The sequence below is a fragment of the Mesorhizobium silamurunense genome (assembly GCF_014843825.1).
Classification (GTDB): domain Bacteria; phylum Pseudomonadota; class Alphaproteobacteria; order Rhizobiales; family Rhizobiaceae; genus Mesorhizobium; species Mesorhizobium silamurunense.
Map to the genome: position 1 here is coordinate 36093 of NZ_JHQR01000348.1, position 18627 is coordinate 54719.

18 protein-coding genes are annotated in these 18627 nt (G+C 57.1%); 1 reads left to right on the forward strand and 17 read right to left on the reverse strand.

Features of this window, described 5'->3' with window-relative positions; all coding sequences use genetic code 11:
• Positions 1–129: 129 nt before the first annotated feature.
• The 9 genes from DH10_RS32360 to DH10_RS32400 all read right to left on the reverse strand — a co-directional run bounded on the left by DH10_RS32360 (position 130) and on the right by DH10_RS32400 (position 11176).
• Positions 130–2184 (reverse strand): AIPR family protein, encoded by a 2055-nt coding sequence (locus DH10_RS32360; protein WP_192385771.1) that lies wholly within the window; start codon positions 2182–2184, stop codon positions 130–132.
• Positions 2184–3149 (reverse strand): PD-(D/E)XK motif protein, encoded by a 966-nt coding sequence (locus DH10_RS32365; RefSeq protein ID WP_192385773.1) that lies wholly within the window; start codon positions 3147–3149, stop codon positions 2184–2186. The genes DH10_RS32360 and DH10_RS32365 overlap by 1 nt, the downstream gene beginning before the upstream one ends.
• The gene (locus DH10_RS32370) at positions 3142–5709 is read right to left on the reverse strand and encodes a Z1 domain-containing protein (RefSeq protein WP_343221657.1); all 2568 of its coding nucleotides are present in this window, start codon (positions 5707–5709) and stop codon (positions 3142–3144) included. Before DH10_RS32370 ends, DH10_RS32365 begins: the two co-directional genes overlap by 8 nt.
• Before the next feature lie 89 nt (positions 5710–5798).
• Positions 5799–7277, reverse strand: a complete 1479-nt coding sequence (locus DH10_RS32375) for an ATP-binding protein (RefSeq protein WP_192385775.1) — start codon at positions 7275–7277, stop codon at positions 5799–5801.
• Entirely contained in the window at positions 7277–7699 is a 423-nt protein-coding gene (locus DH10_RS32380) for a very short patch repair endonuclease (RefSeq protein WP_343221658.1), read from the reverse strand. The genes DH10_RS32375 and DH10_RS32380 overlap by 1 nt, the downstream gene beginning before the upstream one ends.
• Positions 7696–9309, reverse strand: a complete 1614-nt coding sequence (locus tag DH10_RS32385) for a DNA cytosine methyltransferase (protein ID WP_192385776.1) — start codon at positions 9307–9309, stop codon at positions 7696–7698. The genes DH10_RS32380 and DH10_RS32385 overlap by 4 nt, the downstream gene beginning before the upstream one ends.
• A 57-nt stretch (positions 9310–9366) precedes the next feature.
• Positions 9367–9660, reverse strand: a complete 294-nt coding sequence (locus DH10_RS36415) for a hypothetical protein (protein WP_210327882.1) — start codon at positions 9658–9660, stop codon at positions 9367–9369.
• Positions 9661–9897: 237 nt separating this feature from the next.
• Entirely contained in the window at positions 9898–10179 is a 282-nt protein-coding gene (locus tag DH10_RS32395) for a hypothetical protein (RefSeq protein ID WP_192385777.1), read from the reverse strand.
• 166 nt (positions 10180–10345) lie between these two features.
• A complete protein-coding gene (locus tag DH10_RS32400; protein ID WP_192385778.1) occupies positions 10346–11176 on the reverse strand; it encodes a hypothetical protein in 831 nt (276 codons plus the stop codon).
• 133 nt (positions 11177–11309) lie between these two features.
• Here DH10_RS32400 and DH10_RS32405 point away from each other — a divergent pair, with 133 nt between their 5' ends.
• On the forward strand, positions 11310–11570 hold the full coding sequence (locus DH10_RS32405; RefSeq protein ID WP_192385779.1) for a helix-turn-helix domain-containing protein: 261 nt from the start codon (positions 11310–11312) through the stop codon (positions 11568–11570).
• Between the two features lie 12 nt (positions 11571–11582).
• Here DH10_RS32405 and DH10_RS32410 read toward each other — a convergent pair whose 3' ends face one another.
• From DH10_RS32410 to sctQ, 8 genes are all read right to left on the reverse strand, one after another.
• On the reverse strand, positions 11583–12380 hold the full coding sequence (locus DH10_RS32410; protein WP_192385780.1) for a hypothetical protein: 798 nt from the start codon (positions 12378–12380) through the stop codon (positions 11583–11585).
• Between the two features lie 215 nt (positions 12381–12595).
• Positions 12596–12793 (reverse strand): helix-turn-helix transcriptional regulator, encoded by a 198-nt coding sequence (locus DH10_RS37765; protein ID WP_192385781.1) that lies wholly within the window; start codon positions 12791–12793, stop codon positions 12596–12598.
• A 111-nt stretch (positions 12794–12904) separates the two neighbouring features.
• Positions 12905–14149 carry a tyrosine-type recombinase/integrase gene (locus tag DH10_RS32420; protein WP_192385782.1) on the reverse strand — a complete coding sequence of 415 codons (1245 nt, stop codon included), beginning with the start codon at positions 14147–14149 and terminating at the stop codon, positions 12905–12907.
• 640 nt (positions 14150–14789) lie between these two features.
• Positions 14790–15623 carry a D-glutamate cyclase family protein gene (locus DH10_RS32425; protein ID WP_192251671.1) on the reverse strand — a complete coding sequence of 278 codons (834 nt, stop codon included), beginning with the start codon at positions 15621–15623 and terminating at the stop codon, positions 14790–14792.
• A gap of 167 nt (positions 15624–15790) precedes the next feature.
• A complete protein-coding gene (gene sctT / locus DH10_RS32430; RefSeq protein ID WP_192251674.1) occupies positions 15791–16606 on the reverse strand; it encodes a type III secretion system export apparatus subunit SctT in 816 nt (271 codons plus the stop codon).
• A 9-nt stretch (positions 16607–16615) separates the two neighbouring features.
• The gene (locus DH10_RS32435) at positions 16616–16885 is read right to left on the reverse strand and encodes an EscS/YscS/HrcS family type III secretion system export apparatus protein (protein ID WP_192251677.1); all 270 of its coding nucleotides are present in this window, start codon (positions 16883–16885) and stop codon (positions 16616–16618) included.
• 18 nt (positions 16886–16903) lie between these two features.
• Positions 16904–17557, reverse strand: a complete 654-nt coding sequence (gene sctR, locus DH10_RS32440; protein WP_192251680.1) for a type III secretion system export apparatus subunit SctR — start codon at positions 17555–17557, stop codon at positions 16904–16906.
• The gene (gene sctQ / locus DH10_RS32445) at positions 17550–18563 is read right to left on the reverse strand and encodes a type III secretion system cytoplasmic ring protein SctQ (protein ID WP_192251683.1); all 1014 of its coding nucleotides are present in this window, start codon (positions 18561–18563) and stop codon (positions 17550–17552) included. The genes sctR and sctQ overlap by 8 nt, the downstream gene beginning before the upstream one ends.
• Positions 18564–18627 lie beyond the last annotated feature (64 nt).

Here is an 18627-nt window from a genome sequence, read left to right on the forward strand (position 1 = left end):
ATACAATATAACGTACTTTATATTATACGGAGTTCGGCAAAATCTATAGGATTATCTTCCTTGTCTGGAGAGAATCGGCCTCCGAAGCTTATCGCGCTTGAGCCGAGGACGGCGCTGGCGGACTTCACGCTAGAGTATCCCTTCCTGCTGAGCCTTGCCGAGGATTTCAATAAGAACGGCGCTCTGTTTCTCCGTTGGAATCCTCGCGGGCATCTGTTCCGCAATCTTAAGTACGCCCATCTCCTTTGGCGACAAAAGCCGCCGACTCGAGCCTTCCTTTAGAATGAGCGCCCAATGCGACCGTGGTACCTCAAAAACCTGCTTTTGTGCCTCGATCCCGTTGTCAATCTTCTGCGTTTGGCGTGCGGTCTTTGCTTCATGCCGGTTGTCCTCCGTGGAGGCGAGACCGGCCCAGAACTCGTCGGGCAGAAGCCCGGCGATATCGTCGGCCTGATTGAGAAGCTGCGCCCAGCAGCCCTCCCGCTTGCACCACTCTGAAATGTTGGAGATGCCCTGCGGCGGTCGGATGATATCCTCGTTGACCGTCGTCGCGATGATTGCCATGGCCTGTGAAAGCACGCCATCAACCCCCTGCGCGGCCCAGATGCGTTGATAGTCGACGGCCATCTTCCGGCGCTTGGTGATCTCGCCGAGCATGGAGAGCGTGTAAGCTACGGTGTTGGCACGGTAGCCACCATTGTACCAAGGCTGCGCCGAAACCAGCTTTTCGGTTGCACGGAACAGGATGCCGCGAGCAATCGCGCGCTTGAAATACAGCTCGTTAAAGCCGTCCGACGACTTCTCCCATTCCTTGCCGATCCTGAGAGCATAGCGGGCGAAATTTTTCTGGCTGCCGAGGTTCACCCATCTCGGGTGATCGTCGAATACGTTCTCGAACTTGGCGAGGTCAGTCTTCGTGAACATCTGCGTCTTCGGATATTCCGCCCTGAAGCGCTTCTGTTCACCCGCCGTTAGCTTCGCCTGTGCGTCTACATACTGGCCGCGCGCGCGCTCATAGAACCATTTAGTCTCGCGCTGTGCGCCTTGCTGGGCTGGAGCCCATATGCGGCGCGAGAATTCCGCCATGCGGACATGGAAGGGGTGGTTGGAGAAGAAGTCGGCTGCGTTCACCCGATTCTGCGTGTTGGCATATTCCGAAATGCGGGGAACGACCATCTCGCTCTGTTCGCTATCGATCACCGACAGCTTCATCTGAACGAAGATGCCGGACAGATCGGCCTTATCGCGTCGCTGGGTGTGGAACAGTGATGCGGTGGTCTGGCCGCCGTTCACGATCTGAAGATCAGTCATGCGGGCGATCTGGAGCCCTGAGTTGGTCACTCGCGTCTCTACCTCTTGGGCGGTCGCGGTAATGCCGTTGTTGTAGGCGAAGAACATCTGCGGCTCGTTGAGGATCGTCGCCCGGATGCCTTTGTTCACCTGTGCTCGGGCCTGAAGGAAGGTCCGTACGTTCTGCTCCAGCAGGCGCGCGCTGTATCTGTCGTAGAGTGCGGCGAGGATCGGCGCCGGCATGACGATCAGATAGGACCGATAGGAGTCCGACCCGAGATTGGCGGGCAGACATGCGATGCCGTCCCCGAACAGCTCCACAAAATCGATGTCGAGCGGCTCTTTGTGCCCGCGCGAACTGCGCTGGCGTTGGAACCTCGCCATGTCCCAGATATGATAGCTGGCGCGTATACCGCCGACCTCGCCATCCGGAAATGCCTGAAAACGGTCGCTGAGCACCCGTTCGGAAGTCAGGTAGAAATTGACTAGGCGCAGCATCGCCCGGCGGTCGGCAATCTGACGGACGAGACCATACTCAGGCGTAGTCAGGTCGGGCTCGAGCGTACCCTGGAGGCTCGCCTCGAAGAAGTTGACGGCCCGCTTGAAGGCGGCGTCCACGTCGGTCCGGGTGAGCGTCTCCAGCTCGCGGCGGCAATCGAAATCGGCCACGAACACATCGAGTGCGCCCTCGTCGTTGAACCAGTAGCCGTCGACACGCATACCGCGCGGGGCACGGTAGTGGCAGTGCTCGAAGCCTTCGACGAAACCGGTCTCGATCAGCTCGGTGGAGACGGCCTCCATGAAGGCCTCAAGCTGATAAGTGCTGTTAGCTTCTGCTCCAGCCAACATCTCCTGGCGGAAATCGTGAAAAAACTCCTCGACCGTCTGCTCCATCAATTTCTCCCGAAAACGGCCTCGCCATCGCATTCATATGGCGCGATGGTTTCCAGCCTGATGTCGTAGGCGACCCTATCGATACCGGTTGGCAGTTGCGACCGCATCAGGCGCGGGAATTCGTCACTGACACGATAGCTGCGTGCGTCACTGACGACGAGGCGCGGTCCGTCATAGTCGGGGAGCGGCGCGTAGCCGTAGGCTACCAGCTTCCGATCGAACGCCTCGACAGCCTCTGCCTCTCCGAGCCGTCCTTGGATTGTGGCGATAATCTCATTGAGCGAGCGGGCGCCGACCGCATCGGGCAGGCTGCTCAGCCGATAGATGCGTAGGAAAAGCGCATCGTTGAGGGACTCAAGCTGGTCCTCCGAGGAGATTCGGACCGTGCTGCGTTCGCTCCCAGAGAGTGATTTGATCTCCACCGCCGTGTTGCCGAAGATGAAATCCTGATGAGACTTCTCCGGGCCGAGCCAGGCTTCGATGGCAGTGGTGGTTGATGCCTCGCGGTCGATCAGCTCAAGCAGGAAGGTGAGTTCGGCGAAGAGGCCGCGGACCTCCTCAGCCGACAGGAGCTGGCTGCGGCCGGACAGGAAGGTCTTCCACCGCCGGATATGCGCGAGCGCGACCGCGAGCGAGCTCGCGGAGTCGGTAGCTCGCTCCAGCGCGAACGCGAGCGTGCGGCACAATCCCTCGAAAAGGTCACGGTCGACCTGTTTCTCAAGGGTGAGAACCAAGCGCTGCAGTACCGGGCCGCCGCTGCGAAGATCAACGTCGATGCCGTGCACCGTGACCACATTCTTGCGGTACTGGACCGTGTGGTTGCCCTGAAGCTCCACGATGAACAAACATGCGCCGGCCGTGTCACGTCCCCAGAAGCAGGGCACAGCGGTTTCGCCCGAAACCTGACGGACATTGAAGTCCGCGCCCGGGACGGAAATGTCATCCCACGGCGAGGACTCAGCCATCGTAGTCCTCTTCCTCGTCCGGGTCGTCAGCATAGCCCTGCATCTGCTGGAGCCAGATCTTGTTCACGACGACATTGATGGTCGTCGAATAGTCCCCGTAGGGAAAACTGACCCCGAAGGCGGTGATCGGCCCCGCCACGGCCTCACCCCTAGGCTCAAGGCTGTGGATCATGAGAAGCGGCTTGTTCCGGACCATCCGATAGTGCGTGTCGGACACCGCGCCAGTTCCATCCTCGCTGCCGGCCAGCCTCTCGGCCTCCAGACGCTGAGAGTCGCTGAGGCCGAGCTTCTCATCGCCGCGGGAGGCTACGCGATCCTTGTTCAAGCGCCACGAGGTTCCGTTCGGCTGACCTTTGCCGACAACGCGCACCTGATTGTTCAGGGTGAAGGGTTTCTCGCCGCCCGAAGCGCCCGAGGGTGAGATAAGCAGGACGTCGGTCAGCGGCCGCCGCTCGGCAATCCGCTCCAGATAGGCCACCACGTCTGATTTCTGACCGGCAAAGGTCGAGTGAGATTCGAACCTGGTGAGGAAGTCCTCGACCACCGCCACCGGCACGTCTCCGAAGAAGAAGCCCTTTCCGGTAGGCTCCGCCGAGCGTCCTCCAAAACCGTTCTGCCAGTGTTCGGCGATCAGTTTGAAGTTCCGGGTATTCACGTCAGGATCTGTCGAGACGATGTAGCTCTCCCGCAGCCGGCCGCTGAAGCTCTGCTCGACCGTGATCTCCTCGCCGGAGCGCATCTTGTTCGCAGCGGTGATCAGTAGGCTGTCCGGATGGGAGCAGACATAGAGGCCGAAATCCTTCGGGCTCAGGCCGTCCCGTCTCATCCGCTTGACCTGCTGGGTAAGCTCCTCGGCGGCCTCGGCGATATGGGAGTACCAATTGATGGAATCGCGTGAGAGGTGGACTCGGCAGAGGTCTTCAAAGCCGGGCCGGTAGCCGAACCAGCGGCCCATCTGCATGAGCGTGTCGTACATCTTCGTGTTGCGGTACATGTAGCTGACGGTCAGACCCTCGATGGTCAGGCCGCGCGACAGGCTGAGGCCGCCGACCGCGATCGCGGTGAGCCCGACGCCCTCCTTCTCATATTTCGTATAATCGAGAACCTCGTCGCTCTTGCTGTTGATGACGTAGAGATGGAGGTGATCGAACACACCGTTCAAGGCAGCCTTGACCTCGGACCAGGTAAAGCCGACCCCGGCATATTCCGCCTCGAAAGCCTGCTTCAGGCTCTGCATATACACGTTGGCGGACGAGACGGATTCCGGCATGAGGTAATTGGCCCGGACCGCCTCGCTAATCTTTTTCTCGCGGAGGCTGATGAAGTCGCGCACGGCCTTCTGCACTGGAACGAAGCGCGACACATTGATCATCATGGAGCAATGCTTGCCGGTCTGACCGCGAAGATTACGGATGGCACGGGCGACAATAAATTCGTCGAGCGCCCGGTAGAGACTCGGCGGCAGTTCGGGCACCGGGTCGTCGCGCTTGTGCGCGTATGGGATGAAGTCCTCGCAGTCATCGATCGGCTTCACGATCGACTGGCTGGTGTCGTCATTGAGGAACACCTTCTCAGCGCCGAAATAGGTGGTGGGCGCATCCAGACAATAGATGAAGTCGCGGGGGAACAATTCTTCGCGCACGTCATCGTCATAGGCGTCGGGATTGATGAAGATATTGGCGAATGGTGTTGCCGTATAGCCAACATAGCAGGATTTCGCGAACAGCCCGAGAATGCGCCGGATCATGGCATTCGTGCGGGTCGGGTCGAGATCCTCCTTGTTGGTATTGATCGAGGCGTTGTCGGCCTCGTCGTCGATCAATAGCATCGGCACGTCGGAAATTCGGCCATCCCCCTGCGCGTTAAGCGCCTTCAGCCATTTATGAAGCGCTGCGAGCGTCGTGACGTTTTTCTTGATGACGAGGATAATCGGCTTGCTGAAATCGTTGATCTTCCATCCGCTTTTGGCCGCCGTATTCTTATTGAAGTCCTCGTTGATGTTGGTGAGCGTCGCAGGGTGCGGATAACCAGAGTCGAGACCAACGCCGATCGATCTGCGGTCCTCGGGATCGCTCGACCGGCCGATGAAGGCCTCATCGATACGCTGCTGCGTCTGTTTGCGCAGGTTGTTATGAATGCCGGCGATGACGATGATGAATTTGTAGCCGGTGTCTGCGGCCCGCGCGATCAGGCCGGTGTAATTAGCGGTCTTGCCAGACTGGACATGGCCGATGACGAGACCTCGGCGATTCCAGGTTGTACCCTCACTCAGAGGGTCTTGGAGATGTCCTAGGATACGACCGGTTACGTCGCTCAGCGACTGCACCATCCGAGGCGGCCAGCCGTCCTTCAGAAGAAATTTCTCGTAGGCGCTGGCGTAGGTCCAAGTGATATCTTCGCGCTTGCGAACCCACTGGTCGTCATGCTTCGCGGTAACATCGACCAGCGAGACGCCGGCTCCCATGCGAGTGTCGACTGAGATCATCGCTTCGGTGACGATATTGCGGAGATCGCCAGTGTAGCCGAAGATGGCGGCGATCTGTTTCGCCTTTTCCTCCACCTGCTCGCGCGTCGGCGCTTCGCTCAGGTTGGCGAGGCCCGAGATGAGCGCGTTGGCGATATTCCGCTCTTCCGTGATGATTGTGGCGCTCATGCGAAGGTCTCGCTGATAAATTTCTCGGCCGTCTCGATCTGGCCATCGAAGAGGCGAGTCGAGCGCACGATATGCAGAAAAGCATTAGGATCGCCCGGTCCGTCGCCGTAGAGAACCTGCTTGAGACTCCTCAGGCGATCCAGTGTCTGGTTCTCGTCAACGGTTGTCTGGCTTACCTCACGCGGATGCGTTGAGTAATCCGAGTAGATCATCTCGACTGGCAGGGCGGCGGCGATCGAATCGAGAAGCACGCTGAGCGATACCGCATCTTCAGGCGAAAGCTTCGCGATCAGCGATATGATGAGTGGATGCTGTTCATTGATCGCGAAACGGATGCCGCCGTGATCGGCGTAGCGTTCCCAGAGCGGAGCCTGGTTCTCTTGAAACAGCCTCTGGCCCCGACCACGATGCACGGTCACACTGCGGGCCGTGATCTTGGCGATGATCTGGCGCAGGCGCTCCCGCACGACTTGCGGTGGGCGAGCGCGCGATTTCTTGATGTCGATGGTCCAAGCTTCGTCCAGGCTGTTGGGGAAATCGATCTGGACCCGGGCGAGCTTCGTGGCCTCGCCTTTGGGAACGAGCCGGAACCAGTCACCCCACGCCATTAGACGCCCGTTTCGATAGATGTAGGCGCCTTGATTGGAGATGAAGTCGCTGCGGTCCTGATAATAGTCGTACTCCGATGCGGACAGTCTGCTGTGGTGCGGCAGTATGTAAGGCTGCATCGAAACAGCCACGTCATCGACCCAGACAGTTTCCTCGGGGAGGACCTGTGTTGCCGCATTCTTCCGGCAGAAAGGATCGAAGGGTGTGATTGGATGACCGTTGATGCGGATCGTCAGTTTCCGTCGACCCTTCACTTCACCTGCGAGGAAGCGGTGGAATACCAGCGATAGGTGTCGCTCGACGACGGCCAGCTTCTCGTTGACAATCTCATCCCGCTTCTGCCCAGTCTCATCTTCGAAAAGTCGGTCAAGGTCGCGCCAGATGACCAGCGTGCCAGTATCACCCAGCGCTTCTAAGAAGGGCTGCGCCGCGATCTCGGCCGGCTCGAGAATGGAGACGAACCAGTCATCGTCCTCCTCGACCTGGGCGAGATTCCATTCTGCGCCAGCGCGTTCGCCATTCACAGAGCTCACAACGGTGAGCCGACGGCATTGCGAGAAGGACGCGGTCTTAAGTCCGAGGCCGAAACGTCCGAGATCCTTCGGTCCGCGCTTCTTGCGAGGGTCAATCGCGCCGTGGCGCATGGCTGCTATCACCTCGGCTTCCCTCATGCCCCGCCCGTTGTCTGCGATGACGAGGACGGGCGTGCTGCGGCTCATGTCGCAGAAAAGGTGAATCTCAGTTGCGTCGGCTGAAATGCTGTTGTCGATCAGGTCCGCAACTGCAGTTTCGAGCGAGTAGCCAAGATCGCGGAGAGATGCCGTCAGGCTGGAGGCGCTCGGCGGCAGATGATGAGGTCGCGCCATCAGCCGTCCTTCCGCAATTCGCCTGCCAGACGGCGGGCGACGCCTTCCGCATCCGCCTTCAGTTCGCATTCCCACACGGTCAGGACGGTCCACCTGGCCGATTCGAGCGCTTCTTGGTTGCGCGCGTCGCGGCTGACGTTGCTATCGAATTTCTCCTGCCAGAATGCCCATCGCGTCGATGGCGTGGTCGCGTTTCGGCAACCTGGATGCCTATGCCAGAAGCAGCCGTGAACGAAAATCACGGTCCGGTATTTTGGCAGGACGACGTCGGGACGGCCGGGAAGCTGCTTCGCATGAAGCCGGAACCGGAACCCTGCGCGGTGCAGCAGCGAGCGCAACAGTAGTTCAGGGCTGGTGTTCCGGCCTTTGATCCTTGACATGTTCCAGCTTCTGCGCTCGCTGGTCAACGTGTCTGCCATCATCGACCACTCCGGATGGAGTCAAGCACTTGGGCGATGATTTCCGCGATCTGCTTTGCTAGCTGCGGCGGCACCGCATTGCCGACTTGGTGATATTGTGCAGTTCGTGGCCCTGCGAAATGATAGTTGTCCGGGAACGTCTGGAGGCGCGCCGCCTCGCGCACGGTAAGGCTTCGACACTGCGCCGGATCGTAGTGGATGAAGTAATGGCCATCCTTCGAAATGTGTGACGTGATCGTGGACGACACCTGCTCGGCAAGCTGCACTCGGAATCGGTCAGAGAACATTTTACCGGTACGGCCTTCCTCGACGTTTTGATGGTCGGGAAGAAGAGCGGCAGGAAAGTCAGCAAGTTTCGGACTGCGCCCGGTTTCCTGCGCAAAGGTCGCAGCATAGAGATAGCGGCGAAGGTCGGACGCCATGTGACTGCGCGCCTCGTGCAACGTCAGGATCGGCAATCGATCATCAAATAGGCTGCGCAGAACATTATGATTCGGGCGCCGAAGCTTGTAGCGCGTAGAGGATGTAACACGCGGCGACTGCATCTCGATCAGATTTTCGAACCTGAGGCCGCGTGCGACGGGACCGGCGTATGTGGCGCCGTTCAGCTCACGTCGGACATTCATGCTCGAAATCTGGCGGATCTCTCGCAGCCACGCCGTCGGACTGTCCTCCCCCCGCGACAACCCGCTTCGGATCGCAGGAAGTGAACCTATTGTGTCACGGACCGTCGGCGCTCCCATCCTCCTAAGCAACGTCGGTCTCGCTTTCAGGTCGCCTCGGATGCCGACGATGAACATACGATGCCGTGCCTGGGGAATGCCGTGATCCTCAGCTCGAACCAGAAAGAGGCGGGGATCGACTTCGCCCTCAGCTACTTCCTCCTGCGTAAGCGAATAAAGTCTGTAGGAGAGGTCAGCCGGCGCACCAGGGATTGCGGTACCGGGCCACGCGAGATCCTGGACGATACGGGAAATGGCAGACTTGCCGTCGATCGTCGCTGAAAGCAGGCCCTTTACATTCTCCATGACGAAGACGGGGGGACGGTGATCCGCTATGATCCTGAGATATTCGAGATAGAGGGTGTGTCGCTCGTCTTGTTCGAACCCCGGCCGTCCCATCATGCGGGAGCGGCCGGCTAGAGAATATGCCTGGCAGGGCGGGCCTCCAACCAGTGCCCATGGCTCGTTGGCTTCGAGGCGATCTTGGATAATGTTGCGCACCTCCGCGTGAGTTTCGCGACCGAGCGAGATTCGCAGTGCGCTGCGCATGGCATGGGCATGGGCGGCAGGGTGCCGAGCAAATAATTCAGACTCCGAAATCCGACCTGCTAGAAACTCGTAATAATCCTCCGGAACTTCCCCTTCGCGAAAATGTCGAAAGAAATGACGGAGTAGGAGTGTCTGATGCGAGAATGCATCCCGTTCAATCGATACGACACTGCGGAACCGACGACGCGACTTATCGTCGAGTGCGGAGGCAAATCCTTCCCCTAGTCCGCCCGGGCCGGCGAAGACGTCTACGACAGGGTATCCGGCTATTGGCTCGCCCGCGACATTGGTGTCATTCGAAGCCGATCGCGTTTGTGTATTAAGCTTCCGCTGTCCCAGCATTCTCAACGACCGACCTTCACCGTTTTCTGCGCCGTGTCATCTGGCCGCTTCGACGGCTCATTCAAACGCTGACAAATACTCCACGCTCATCACAACGACGACAGGCCTGCCGTGCTTTTCGACTTGGACCAGCGCAGCATGGGCATAGCCGAGAAGCATCCCGAAACTGTTTTTCGGGTCCTTCGCGGCCATCGTTCTCATCGCGGCACCGCATTTATAAAGTGCTGTTTTAGCTACTCGGGAGAAGGATGCAACACGCAAACGATCTGGTCGGGAGAGCGGCGTGCCAACAGGAGCAACATGCGGCCGAAACAAGCACGTGGCGTCAGTGTCGATGAGGATCGCAATCAAGAGTATTGTCTTATTGAGGAGAGTTTTCGAGGGCTACCGCGTAACCATAGTTCTCATCTCGTTCCAGCCCGTACCGCGAATCCGCTTCGGCGGCTTATCACGACATTTCATTGAAACGGGCCATTGTCAAAGGCCCTTCATCTCGCATTTGGTGTGAGAACGTCACATAAAAACGTTGGTCACGTGATGTTGCGCGGGCGCGATAGATGCAATCGCGGCCAGCGTGATGGAAGCCTCCTAATAAGAGGTAGGTTCGGCGTCGCGGTACAGATCGGCAGCATGCCCTAGCGAGCCGCGTGTCGTCACGCCGAGGATAGAGACTTCTTCGTTTGACTGCTCGATTAGACGCTTCTTCTCAAGTACCTGAAGCAACCCTGTTAATTCGTGGCGGGGGTTTAGACCCGATGCGGCTGCAATCGCTTGAACCTCTTTTTTTGGGAGGCTGATCTGATTCGTCTGGCCGAGCTTTGTTAGAAGCGTCGCAGCCCTCATCGATAGCGGGAAATTCCGCAGGACCATTTGCGTCCAATACAAGCTTTCGACCGCGGTGAATGACCCACGCCCCCTGGCGGCGAACGCGCATGCAGTGAGCTACCGCTTCTGCTCCGTAAGCGGACCAAAATGCCTCATGGACTGAATGTCCCTTGCAGGGTCGACATGTCTATGAGAACCAGACGACGGATTGTCAAAACGGCTTGTCGGGCTGCCTCAAGTTGTCAGAAACATACGAGCTGACCAACATCATTTCGGTCTGGCAGGTTTTATGAAAATTTTCGTACGTATCCAGCCCAATTAATGGTGCCAGGTTTGTCATCTTCGCTGCCATCTCGTCCCACTTCTGCTTAACAACCTCTGGCGAACCAACACGTAGCTCCACTTTCTTTGCCGCCTTGCCCAACGCCTCTAGCGATTGGGCATCAAAAACGACTCCGTACTTTGCGCATATCGAGCCCATGTGATAGTGCCAGTAGATATTGGAAAGCTCCGTCACATCTTCCGGCCGAATTCCTGCAGCAGCTAACGATTTGGACTCCTTCTCGGCTTCGATCAAATTGTCGATCCAGCCATTTCGCCCCGGGAAGATGATGCCGTGGGCGACCATATAGACAGCATCCTTATTGGATGGGTTGCTCGAAAAGCGCTGAACAAAACCGATGGAAGTATCCCCATTTTGCTCTTTTTGGAAGTAGACGCGCGAGCAGCCAATATCGAAGAAAAGGTCCATACGGATACCTTCGGTAGATTTGCTATATGGGCAAATTTCCCAATGCCCCTGAACGAGTTTTTCATCGTCGTCCAAGCTCATATAGTAGTTGCCGTTTGGGTCAAAATACACCTTCGCCGCACTCCGATAATCGGTCTGCCTAAGAAACACCGACTTGTCGGAAAGGAACTCCCTCAAATTATTGGACTGGGCCGCGTATCCGCCTAACCTCGCGCCCGCCGCAGTCACCATATACTTCTGAACCTTGGCGTCCGTGGATTGGGCACCTGCGGGGTGAACGGCTGCCGCCAAGGAAAATCCAACAAGGAATAATAGACCCAAACCTGCGTGATATCTCAAAAGTACCCCCTACCTGCGATGGCACAGCCAAATAGGGGTTTTATAATACGTGGTTTCAAAAAAGACTAGGTGATCGCTTCCTCTCATGGAAGTTAGGTCCCGCGTCGGATGGAATTTGCGCAGATTGCGAGTGGCCCAAGGGATCTCTCAGGATGACCTTGGACTCGCGGCTGGATTGGAACGCGCATACATTGGCCATCTCGAACGAGGGACCAAGAACCCAACAATTCTGACTCTCCAAAAGCTAGCAACCGCATTGGGTTGCGACGTTTCGGAGTTGCTGAGACTAGTGCCGAAAGGAAGCGAAGGTTTGGCACCTCTAAGGGCAGGCCGCAGGAAGAGCTAAGACGCTGCTCGATCAACGAGCTTTGACGGTGTTCCATGAAACTCGATCGCTAAGCGCTCGATCTCCCCTTGACGTCCTTCGGATCGCCTGCCTCATTCTGTCCAGTATCTTATTTCTCCAAGCATATCTGTGAGAGGCTTGATACGGTTCGCCTGACTCATTTCGGTTAGGATAGATACGAAATAACTCTCCATTGAGAGGCAGCTTCTCAGACTTAATCCAAGTCTTGGAGACATAAGTGCCCAGCCTTCCTGCTCTCGCTTTCTCGACGATGTATGGTTCGAATTCGATCGCATCAGCAGGCATCGAGTTGAGGAATTTCAGCCTGAGAAGTGGGCCATATACGAAGCGCTTGAATCTGGCGATTTCCTTAGGGTGGATTAGCCAGATCGCATGAATATGGACGTTCTTGGGTGAAGCTGGCACCACGGACGCAAAGCGCGAACCTTCGAAATCTAAGCACACGATGACCTTGGGAAGGCTCTGCGCGAACTTCTCTCTCCTCCAACCCTTCCCAAAGGTGAAGGATGCCAGAGCATTGTACAGCATATGGAAACTGTCCAACTCTATCGAGAAATCATGGTTCATAAGCCCGAGCCTGAGCTTTTCTTTGAAGACATCGCCGGCAGCGAACGTCATCGTCATGAAGAATGCACATTCTCTCAGATATGCATCTTCTGAATCGTATACGGATCTTCCGGCAGATTCGTAGTAGTTATGAACCAGGTCGGAGAACCATTTTTCATAGTAATCGGACTTATTAAATTTCGATCGATCGTTATCAGGTGTAGTAAAATTTTCAGTTATCATGTTTTGCCTCACTTTCATTTAGATAATAAAATATTACCTCCAGGCGAAACATTCGCCAGAGTTTCAATTTGCGAATCTTCATGTTTTGCGAAGTCGGTGTTCCGCCCAACGCAACAGTTCATGAAAAAATATTTGGATGTTTTTATGGACTGTCAGCTAAATGCCAAAAGCCCATTGGTTTACCATAGCTAAAATTGACTATCAGGTAAAGTATTTTAATGATATTCAGATGTCGATCCGAACGAATGTTTATCTAGATACTCGGTCAAGGTCGATTTTTTGTATAACACGCGTCTGCCGAACTTGTGAAATACGGGGCCATTCCCTTTTTGCCGCATTGCTTCCAACGTCTTCGTAGAAATCTTCAGGTATTTTGCAACTTCCGCTTGTGTCAATAGTTCTGATTCACCCATCCCATCGCGCCTCCTTTTGCCGCCGCCGATGGTTGGTTTTAGCTCGCCTCCGATCGGATTTGAACGATTCGTGAAATTATATCTCGCGCCTTTTTCGGCATCGGGGGATTGTTAGGCTAAAGCCGTTCGGGGCACTGAAGCGCGATCCAACGCATCTCCGACCGATTGGCTTGCCTTCCGAAGGTGATCATCGGTTAAGTGAGCATAGCGCTGGGTCGTGGCGGAGTTCTTGTGCCCCATCATTTTCCCGATCGTCAGCAGGTCGATACCCTCGGCGGCGGCGATGGATGCGAAGCTGTGACGAAGGTCATGAATACGCACATCGTCCAAACCGACAGCGCTTCTGATTTTCATCCATGGCTTTCGAATGTTCTGGAGATGCTTTCCGTCCTTCCCGCCAATGATGACGTATGGATTTCCTGTCACTTTGGGAAGGCCACGCAGGAGTTTCACAGCCTGCTTGGACAGGAGTATGGACTTGCGGTCTGTTTTTGAATCCGGAAGGTTCAACCACCCGCCATCGATATCGACCATAGACCACTTCAACGTCTGGATCTCGCCACACCGGGCACCCGTCATCATCAGGAGCCGGATCAGGGCGACTGGGAATTGCATTCCAAGCTCACCCTCATCCTCCAACTTATCTAGATGGGTGGTAAGCCGATTAATCTCGTCAACGGTAAGAAAGCGCTCTTTAGCGCGCTCCTTGAACTTCGTTACACCAGAAACCGGATTCGACTTTTTAGGGCGCAACCCCCAGGTCTCGGCCAGGTTGAACATCTTGGACAGAAGTGCCAGGCATCGGTTTGCGACGCCCGTTCCGCCCTTTACTGGGGAGCCGCCCCGTTGACGTTTCTGAACAGCCTTCGGGTCATCCGGAGCAGTCTTGCCTGATTTGACAGCTAACTTGAACGTCTCGATGTCCGCGGACGTCACGTCCGATACTGCCATCTTACCGAGAAGCGGCTGGACATGGTTGTTGATATTCGCCTGATCCATGTGCGCACTGCCCGCTTTTTTCATAACGGATGCATGCTTCTCCATGTACTCGGCGCAGAGGGCCTCAACCGTAACGCCCACGACCTGCTTGACGGTCGCGGGGTCTTCACCTGACTGCTGTTGTGCCTTGTAAATCAGAGCTTGCTTGCGAGCCTGATCCACCGTCAATGGGCTGCCATGGACTCCAATCGTCAGCATGCGCTGACGGCCCTTGTGATAATATTTCAGTTTGTACGACTTCGAATGTGCGTTTGCCACAACCCCGAACCCAGAGATTTCGGAATCCCAGAGCTGGGTGCCGGGAGAGAGAGCATCGACCTTCATTTTTGTAATTCGTATTTGGCTGCGTTTCGGCATTTGTCCCTCCGAATCGTTTATAGCGGTATTTAGTATTCCGCGCTACTAACCCAATACGATAGGAGGTAGAAAGCCTAGGGGGTCTCTGGTATCAGATGGGGGCTAACCGCTTGAAAAATAGCGAAATATAGGATTTATGAGTGACTGCTGGGGCGTAGGAACTCGGATTCCTAATCTGTAGGTCACAGGTTCGATTCCTGTCGGGATCACCAAAGTTTTCAATGACTTAGCGGGTGGTCCGCCGTACTTTTTCTGAAGATTAGTACGGCGATTTGGGTGAATGTGAGCATCAGACCTTCTATCGCTGATACAGACGCGGTTGCGGCGCTGTGATTTGGCAGGTCAACCTCTAACGCCCGAAAGGTTACAACAGGCTCGAAGAGCATGCCAAAACTTGATTTAATTGACTTTTTGCGGGGTCGGAATCGAACCCGAGTCTGAACACTCCTGCGCAGCACCGCCGGCATTTTCAACAATGCGATCTCAACCGGCACACCTACAACTTCCCTCTTTGAATGCGCGCTCGATCTGATCGATCAAGGGTTTCACGAGATGGACAGCACGTGCGGTTGCCGGCGTTGGTAAACGCTCGAAAAGTGGAATGATGCGGTTGGGCTGCGATTCATTCGCGTCGCTGAAGTCAGAACCAGAAGACCTTGAAGGCACCCGCATCCGCTTGTGCATCAACGTCGGTGATCAGCATATGCCCTGGCGATACTGTGATCGAGATCGCGAGTTCGGCGCGGGCGAGAGCGTCTTGCGCGGTTAGGCTGCTGGCCCAGAACACCGGGACTTCCCCGTCCATGATTTCGACGGCATCGCCCCAGTCGGGAGCCATCAGATCTCTTATTCCGATAATGGATGGCTCCCCGACATGGATAGGAGAGCCGTGGGCAAGCGGGAAGCGTGCGGTGAGGGCGCGAGCTTTGTCGACATCGCACCGTCTTATGGGACGCATGGAGACGACCATCTCGCCGCCAAACGGTCCTGCGCCGCATGTCATGATGCTGGTCCGAAACTTGGGGAGGGCCTTGCCGTTGCCGATGCTGCGAAGTTTGACCCCCTTTTCGATGAGGGCCGCTTCGACGGTAAGCGAACTGCCGAGCGCGAAAGCGGCAAAATCATCCCGCCACAGGTCGATGATATCTGTCTTCTGACGGATCACTTCCCCGAAGTAGTAGATGTTGTACTGGGGAGCATCGGTACGGATATCGATATCACCCAGCGCTGGAAGCAATGGGCTGCCGGCACGGCTTACCCCCACCAATGGACAGGCTTTGGGATTGCGGACGCAAAACCGGTGGAAATCGCCAGCAAAGCGACGGGGCACAATCACAACATTTGCCTGGAGCTTGCCGCTCGCAAGCCCTCCCGTATGCCCTTCATAAGCGCCCATCCTAACCAGTCTGCGCAGCTTATCCGCACCGACCAGTCGCAAATTGTCATAGAACAATGAAGTGGTCTGGCGAGGCATGGCTTCCGGGAGTATGCACGTTTCACAGACACGTCGAAAGAGCGCAAGATCATCGGCAGGATAGCCGCTTGTCAAATTGTCAGAATCTTTCCTCTTCGATAAATTGTATTTATTGGTTAGGCGGCGAACGATCGACTATTAGCATTTTTGCATAGACATACTGACTCTCACTGACAACTCAGGCAGCCGATCGCTTCTATCTGACGGCCTGCCTCCCGTAGGAAACCGAGGTCACGGTTCATGTAGGAGAGCAGGAAAGCCGCGTAGAGGACAAAGACGAGGCTGAAGACCAGCGTCTTGACGACCAGCGAAAGCGCAAAAACATTGAGGTGCGGCGAGGCGCGCGCCAGGAAGGCCAGCACGATGTCGGACAAGAGCATGCTGATGATGAGCGGGAAAACGAGTGTCAGCGCCATCACCAGAATGCGGTTCAGCAGACCGAGAAAGATTCCGGCCGCGTCCTTGCTGAACACCGGCAGAAGTTGGTCGATCGGCCAAAGGCCATAGCTGTCGTAGAGACCGGTCAGGGAAAGTTGCAGGCCGCCGGCTGCGAGGTAGATCGTGACCATGATCACGGCGAGCAAGGTGCCTGTGGCCCCCGTCTCATGGGTCATCATCGGATCGATCAGCGTCCCCATCGTGGAACCGCGCTGCAAATCCAGGATATCGCCCGCGGCCTCCGCCGCCCAGAACGGTATGCCCATCGCCAGCCCGAGTGTTGTCCCGACCACGACCTCCTTGAGCATGTAGAGCACGATCATCGTCGTCTGGAGATCGGTGCTCGTCAGCTTGTTCACGATCATCGGAAAGACCGGAACCGCCAGCGCCAGCGCCACACCGCTGCGCAGAAGCCCAGACAGCGGCACGCGCGAAAAGAGCGGCATCAGGAGCATGAACCCGGTCATGCGTGCGAGCGCGAAAGCGCCAGCCAGGAGGTAGAACTGAAGTTCCTTGACCGAGGTGAAGATTGGTTCGACCGGCATCCGCGTGCCTCAACGCGTGACGACGGGGAACTCGTCCAGCGCCGTCGAGGCCTGTTGCGCGATCTGCTGGCCAAGCAGCGGACCGAAGACGATGATGACCAGCAGGATCACCACGAGCTTGATGGTCTGCGGCAGCGATTGGTCCTGAATCTGCGTCAGCGCCTGGGCAAGGCCGACGAGGATGCCGACGGCCAGCGCCGCGATGATCGCCGGGCTTGAAGCGAGCAGCACCGTCAGAAGCGCGCTCTGGACCTTCGCCAGGATGAAGTCGTTGCTCATGCAAAACCTCCAGCGGCGTTAGCCGTAGCTCAGGATGAGGCCATGCATCAGCCGCGACCAGCCGTCTATGGCGACGAAAAGAAACAGTTTCAGCGGGATCGAAATGAGGACCGGCGAAACCATGATCATGCCGAGCGTCATCAGGACGTTCGCAACGACGATATCGATGATCAGGAAAGGCAGATAAAGCAGAAAGCCGATCTCGAAGGCTCGGGTAAGCTCGGATGCGACAAAGGCGGGGACAAGGATCGACAGATCGTCGTCTTTGAGATTCTGCCGCGCCTGTTCCGGCCACAGGCGGTTCGTTCCATCGAGAAAGAACTGCCGCTCTTGCGGCTGGGTGAATTTCATGAGGTGGCGCTGCAATGGTTCCCTGACCAGTTGAGCCGCCCTGGCGAGGTCATCGGTGGTCTGGAACTGGACCTGCCCCTCCTGAAGCCGGCCCGACATTTCGCTCAGCAATGGCGTGGTGACATAGACCGTCAACACGAGCGCTATGCCATAGAGCACCAGGTTGGGCGGCATTTGCTGGACGCCAAGCGCGTTGCGGATGAGAAACAGCACGACCGAAATCTTCAAGAAGCCCGTCATCGTGACGACGGCAAGCGGCAGCAACCCCACCACACCGACGGCGATCAGAATTCCAAGCAGGTTGGGCGAGTTCTCAAGCATTGTCGAACATTCGGACGATCCGCACTCCCACGCTTTCTCCGATCCGCACGATCTCGCCACGACCGATGCGCCTGCCGTTGGCGAGGATGTCGACACTCGCCCCGGCTACATCTGCGAGTGGAACGATGGCGCCGGGTGCAAGCTGCCTCACTTCTCCGAGCGGCATTGCGGCGCGGCCTACCTCGAAGGCAAGCGCTACCGGCAGCTCGTCGATCGTTGACTCTTCCAGGGTTTGCCCGGCTGGCTGCTGCGCGTTCTGGTTCATGGTCCACTCCCAATTCGATCCAGCGATAGCGGCCGGCGCGGCAAGCAATTGCGGGCCGTCGGCCGTCAGGGTCACCGGCGCATAAAGGCGCTCGGCAATGACGAGCGCCGCCATGCGCTCCTCAGTCGCATCGCTGAAAAGCACCACATCGTCAGTCTGCAAGCTTTGAAGCTCGCCAAGGGTGAGCACAAGCGGGCCGCGCCGAAGGTAGACCGGCAGCGGAAATTCGGCCGGGATCGGCGCCTTGGTCTTGCCGAGCTCGTCGAGAACGCGACCGATCCGCACCGCCAGAGCGGCATCGTTCGCGGTCAAGACGCAGCCTATCGTTTCATCCTTGCCGGTCAGGACAAAAGCGAATGGAGTTTCGCCCGAGATGGCATTCCCTCGCGCGACCGAGGTGATCGAGATCCCCTCACCCAGCTTGCCCTCGATCCATTCGAGATCGTCTTCGAACGCAGCCTCCAACAGCAGGGCGGCATGACCGGGCGCCAGTCGTTCCATGTCGATCACCTCGACGGCGCTGGCCAAACCTCGGTCGACAACGGCAAACGGCAGGCGCAAGCTGCCAATCGTGTCTCCGATCGTGAACGCGATGGTGCATACCAGATCGTCATCAGGCTGCTGCGCCGGCCAGACGGTCGCAATCGCCGTGGCCTTTCCTGCAACCGTGATCTCCGCGGGCGCGCGCCGGCGGTAGAAAGCGCTCAATGCGTGGACGTCCCCCGGCGCGACGGATTCCAACGGCAGCGGTCCGACGACGCCCGACCGTGTCGCCGGTTTCACCCGCGCTTTCCTTTTCGCCGAC

Coding starts and splice junctions, on each gene's coding strand:
- DH10_RS32395 (WP_192385777.1), bottom strand. CDS start 10,179: ATGGTCCTGCGGAATTTCCCGCTATCGATGAGGGCTGCGACGCTTCTA.
- DH10_RS32385 (WP_192385776.1), bottom strand. CDS start 9,309: ATGCTGGGACAGCGGAAGCTTAATACACAAACGCGATCGGCTTCGAAT.
- sctT (WP_192251674.1), bottom strand. CDS start 16,606: ATGCCGGTCGAACCAATCTTCACCTCGGTCAAGGAACTTCAGTTCTAC.
- DH10_RS32435 (WP_192251677.1), bottom strand. CDS start 16,885: ATGAGCAACGACTTCATCCTGGCGAAGGTCCAGAGCGCGCTTCTGACG.
- DH10_RS37765 (WP_192385781.1), bottom strand. CDS start 12,793: ATGGGTGAATCAGAACTATTGACACAAGCGGAAGTTGCAAAATACCTG.
- DH10_RS32365 (WP_192385773.1), bottom strand. CDS start 3,149: ATGGCTGAGTCCTCGCCGTGGGATGACATTTCCGTCCCGGGCGCGGAC.
- DH10_RS32380 (WP_343221658.1), bottom strand. CDS start 7,699: ATGATGGCAGACACGTTGACCAGCGAGCGCAGAAGCTGGAACATGTCA.
- sctR (WP_192251680.1), bottom strand. CDS start 17,557: ATGCTTGAGAACTCGCCCAACCTGCTTGGAATTCTGATCGCCGTCGGT.
- DH10_RS32420 (WP_192385782.1), bottom strand. CDS start 14,149: ATGCCGAAACGCAGCCAAATACGAATTACAAAAATGAAGGTCGATGCT.
- DH10_RS32425 (WP_192251671.1), bottom strand. CDS start 15,623: ATGCCTCGCCAGACCACTTCATTGTTCTATGACAATTTGCGACTGGTC.
- DH10_RS32410 (WP_192385780.1), bottom strand. CDS start 12,380: ATGATAACTGAAAATTTTACTACACCTGATAACGATCGATCGAAATTT.
- DH10_RS32375 (WP_192385775.1), bottom strand. CDS start 7,277: ATGGCGCGACCTCATCATCTGCCGCCGAGCGCCTCCAGCCTGACGGCA.
- DH10_RS32405 (WP_192385779.1), top strand. CDS start 11,310: ATGGAAGTTAGGTCCCGCGTCGGATGGAATTTGCGCAGATTGCGAGTG.
- DH10_RS32360 (WP_192385771.1), bottom strand. CDS start 2,184: ATGGAGCAGACGGTCGAGGAGTTTTTTCACGATTTCCGCCAGGAGATG.